Below are 4,609 nucleotides of genomic sequence, written 5' to 3' on the forward strand. Positions count from 1 at the left end.
ATTCTGAATATTATTAATGACGTTTTTTGCAGATGATAATTCTGCATTGGTTTTAATCCGAATACACTAAAAAGTACAACAATACCTTTTAAAGTTCTCCCTCATAAAACCTAATTAATATAATAGTGAAACAATTCCCGAAAAGAGTATTCGAGAATAAATGAATGAACAATCTATAATCTATATAAGAAATACAGATTGCTTAAAATACAATAGCCGTTTTAGATAGTATAAACATACGCTTGTTTGTAATCACAAAGTTACGTAGAATTTTATTTAAAAGAAAATAAAGAGATAGATCAAACTATGATTTTTATCCTGAAACTATGGTTCGGGGAATACTATTTCTACACTTCTCAAGCTGAAAGCTTTCTGTTCAGATCAATATTCCCCGAATACCATAATTAACTAGAAACTAATATACTATATCCATTAATCCAGAGGTTTCCTTCCTGAAATAATGTTATAAAGAATAACAATAACGGCAATTATCAATAGGATATGCAATAAATATCCGGTACTGATTCCCGGAATAATTCCTAACATTCCTAAAAGCCATACTACAATGCAGATTACTGCGACTAACCATAATAAACTTCTCATGACTATTTATTTTTAAAGTTATTTATTTGAAATTTGTATAAATTCTGTTCGCTTATATTTAGCTATACTTCCGGGCAGTGTTTAGTTTTAAGATCATATAAGTGAATCCAAGCCCCAGTCCAGCAAAAAAAGCCATTTTAGTTTTCTTTGAGGGGACCGGAAGCATGGTTTCCCCATAAATCCGGTGAGGCTCTGAAGATGGCTCTAAAACATTTCCGGAATCAGGAGGAGCATTTTTAACTTTCATCACCAGTCTCATTCCTGCAGAAGCTATATTAATAATAGGTTTAGGAAAGAGTGCATAAATATTCTTGATAAAAAGGGAAGTAACATCAGGAAACAAGTCTTTTTTAGGATGCTTCGCCAGCTCAACTATTTTGGAGGCCGTATCTCTAGGATCAGCTGCAAAAGGTGGAATTTTAAAATCAAGTCCTGAATATTTCGCAGAGTGCATATTTCCTGTAGACCGTTGAATTTGCGGATACAGGTTACATATATGAATATCCGGAAAATCTGAAATTTCACCATGCAGACATTCCATCATTCCGCGAATCCCGAATTTCGTAGAGGAATAGACCGCACTGTAAGGCGCAGGCATAAAACCTCCGATAGAAACATTATTAATAAGAATTCCTTCATTCTGTCTTTTGAAAATTGGAAGAACACTATAGGCGCCATGCATATATCCGAATAGATTGGTCTTAATAACCTGTTCATTAAGTTCCATAGGAATTTCCTCAAATTTTCCACTTGCCATTACTCCTGCATTATTGACCCAGATATCAATCCTGCCATTAAACTGCAAAGCCTTATTAGCCAGATTCTGTACATCTTCAGCTCTTGAAACATCTGTAGGAATACCTATTGCAGAAACATCCAAATCCCTACATAAGCTTACTGTTTCATCAAGGCCTTCTTTTCCTCTTGCCGCGACCACAATATTGCAGCCTTCCAATGCAAAAGCTTCGGCAGCAGCTCTTCCTACGCCGCTGCTCCCGCCTGTAATCACTACTGTTTTACCTCTTAATGTTTTCTGTATTATATGTTCTGAATTCATTTTGTGAATGGTTTTTAAGGTTTTACTTTATGATTCTATTTTTCTTTAAGATCTCTGTTGATCTGTTTTTCAGCATTTTTAGCTTTTTGTTCCTGAGCCTCTTTTTCTTTGCGCTGCTGTACCCGCGATTTTTTAACGGCACGTCTTTCTTCACGGATTACCTTATTGGATTTTGTGTTATACAAAGCGTCCACAATTCCCTGACCCGTTTTACTAAAAATCTTAATTTTAGGTTTTTCATGGGTTCCTGTCACTACAATCGGAAAACCGATCCAGCCTCCGGGAGGTAATCCAACTCTAACCCGTAAATCCAGTAATCCGTTAAAACTTGTTGTTCCGCTGATAGAAGGTCTCAGAACAGAAACTTTAAACTTAAATTTCTCTACATGGATCAGATTATTTTTAATATTTGTTTCAATATTGACCCCTTTCATATCCGGATTGTCAAAAGCCTGAGCTCCGATATCATCACCAATTACGGACAGCATTTTAAGATTTTTGACTTCCACATCACGAAGGTTAACAATTCCTCCACCTTCCAATGAAGGATATATTGGTCTCATATTTCTGTCAAAATCTCCTTTAAGCTTATAATCCAGAGAAACAATTCCTTTTACATTCTTTGCTGCGGTAACCATCTCCCGGACCATATCAATTTCGTTATAAGCCCGTTGCACATTAAAATCCTGTACCTTAAGGGCAATGTCATAATTGGCAGTTAACGGTGATTCATCCTGATAACGGGCATCAATATTCATCCGGCTTCCGATGACATCAAAAGAAGTATTTTTAAGATAAACCTGTCCGGCATTTATTGAAGCTGTCCCGTTAAGTTGGTTGAGGATTAAACCTTTAAATTCAACTTTTTCCGCATGCGCCTCCAGTGATACATCCAGATTTTTCGGAATGATAACCACACCGCTGCTCTTTGGATTTTCGACTTTAGCATATTCCACTTCTATGGATTTTTTATTATTATCTCCATTTTTAAGAGCCATGAATTCATCAATAAGGATGTAGTTAGAATTCATTATAAATTTCCCATGAAGTGTACCTTTTCTTTCTATAAAATAATTAATGGTATTCAGTAAATGCCCATTCAGCGAGAAATCAGATTTTCCATAAGCAGCATAAAATTTCCTGAACCACATCTTTTCATTTTCAAATTCGAAGTTTCCTTCCTTTATATAAAACGATTTTGGTAAGTAGGAAGTCGTTGCTTTTATATTCTTCAGTATCAGTATCCCTTTATTATCAAGTTTGCTGTATTGTCCGGTAGTTGCATAACTTTGTCGACCGTTAAGCGAAAGGTCGGCAATCACTGTTCCGCTGACATCCAGTCCTTTTTGGGCAAAAACTTTATAAATACGTCCCACATTCAGCACTCCCTTTGCCCGGATTTTATACAATAAATCTTCAAAATTTTGTAGATCTGCCGTAACGAAAACAGGATTTCCTTCAAAATCAAATTGAAAAGGATTCAGCTTTACTCCAAGGCTTTTAAATGTCCCGTCCGTATTATGAATATTGGCTATCAGGTTAATATTCTGAATAGGGTTGGGATAATATTGGGTTTTCAGCCAGCCGTTTTTGAGGTTAAGGTATCCGTTAGTTTTAGGAAACAGCTTTTTGTCCATACTGAAAATTCCTTTTGCCTGAATATTGGTATCGACCAAGCCTTTCATATCAATCCCTTTTAATCCCAATGCCTGATCCAGGGTCTGGAGATCAACAGCTCCTTTTACATCAGCATTAACCTGCATTTCACTTAATCCTTGGGTTCTTACTACTGCACGGAAATCATTATGAGGACCTAAATTAAAACTTAGCGTTTTAAGATCAAGGCTCATTTGCTCAGTATCCAGTGAGGGAAGGTCTATATTAAGATCCATATTAAGGTTATTCATGGGAACAGGTGCCTTGCCGCTGGACACAAAACCGTCTTTTACAAACAATCTTGCTTTTAATCTCGGCTTCAGATTTCTCTGTTCGCTGAATCCTCCTTTCAGACTGAAAAATAAATCACTATTCCCTTGTATTTTAGTGTCTTTAGCCCAATCCAGATACTGTGGAGGCAGTACGGAAATCATATCCCTGATCGTCGTCTTCTGAGAGGCAGCATTAATATCCAGATTGTACCCATCTTTCAAAATGCTGAGAAAGCCTGTAAACCGTAAAGGAAGTTCATTGATCTTAAGCTCATTTTTTCTTAATACAAACGTTAATGCATTGGTATTGATTCTTGTGATCAGATCAGCACGAAGAGTTTTCTGCTGAGCATAATAAATTCGGTTGAGACTAAAATCTATTTTATCAATATCAAGATTGGTTTTAAGATCAAAAATATTTTCACTTAAGCCTCCCTTTCCGGTATAATTCAAGCCTTTAGCATCTACTAATATTCTTGCCGAATGGTCATTATATTTAATATGGCAATTTCTGAATTTAATAAGATCTAATTTTATAGAGGCACCTGTTTCTGTAGTATCTTTCGGTTTTTCAGAAGGAGAGGAGATATAAACATTATAATTGGCTTCTCCTTTACTGTTCACAAAAACATTGGCATAAGCGTCTGTTACATATATTTCATCAATCCTAACTTCACGGTTAAAAATTAGATTCTTGAGATTAACTCCTACCGCAACCTCTTTTGCAGCCAGCAAAGTATCCTGCTGAAAAGGTTTGGAACCCTGCAATAAGAAATCATCCACAGACACCGTAAGGGAAGGGAAATGTCGGAAAAAGGTAAGATGAGATTTCTTATAATCCAGTTTTCCGGCAAGATGTTTATTCGCAAATATTTTCACCTGCTGAGAAATGGTACCGGGAAATAGTATCGGAATGATAAACATCAGAAACAGAATTGATGCTAACGAGATCCCCGTCCATTTCAAAATCTTCAAAATTATTTTTTTAAATTTTTCCATAAATAGATAATTTTGATTTTTA

General features: G+C 35.9%; 3 protein-coding genes. All 3 read right to left on the reverse strand.

The window, feature by feature from the left end:
• Window positions 1-432 precede the first annotated feature (432 nt).
• The 3 genes from Q0A18_RS09200 to Q0A18_RS09210 are packed head-to-tail and all read right to left on the reverse strand — an operon-like array spanning window position 433 to window position 4,587.
• The gene (locus tag Q0A18_RS09200) at window positions 433-603 is read right to left on the reverse strand and encodes a lmo0937 family membrane protein (protein ID WP_292009858.1); all 171 of its coding nucleotides are present in this window, start codon (window positions 601-603) and stop codon (window positions 433-435) included.
• Between the two features lie 58 nt (window positions 604-661).
• Window positions 662-1,660, reverse strand: coding sequence for an SDR family oxidoreductase (locus Q0A18_RS09205; protein WP_292009859.1), 999 nt, complete (start codon window positions 1,658-1,660; stop codon window positions 662-664).
• Between the two features lie 35 nt (window positions 1,661-1,695).
• Window positions 1,696-4,587 carry an AsmA-like C-terminal region-containing protein gene (locus tag Q0A18_RS09210; protein WP_292009860.1) on the reverse strand — a complete coding sequence of 964 codons (2,892 nt, stop codon included), beginning with the start codon at window positions 4,585-4,587 and terminating at the stop codon, window positions 1,696-1,698.
• Window positions 4,588-4,609 lie beyond the last annotated feature (22 nt).

Source organism: Chryseobacterium sp. (assembly GCF_022712095.1).
GTDB lineage: Bacteria > Bacteroidota > Bacteroidia > Flavobacteriales > Weeksellaceae > Chryseobacterium.

Bases quoted from the DNA above. Each gene is read 5' to 3' on its own strand.
- Q0A18_RS09200 (WP_292009858.1), bottom strand. From the start codon at position 603: ATGAGAAGTTTATTATGGTTAGTCGCAGTAATCTGCATTGTAGTATGG.
- Q0A18_RS09205 (WP_292009859.1), bottom strand. From the start codon at position 1,660: ATGAATTCAGAACATATAATACAGAAAACATTAAGAGGTAAAACAGTA.
- Q0A18_RS09210 (WP_292009860.1), bottom strand. From the start codon at position 4,587: ATGGAAAAATTTAAAAAAATAATTTTGAAGATTTTGAAATGGACGGGG.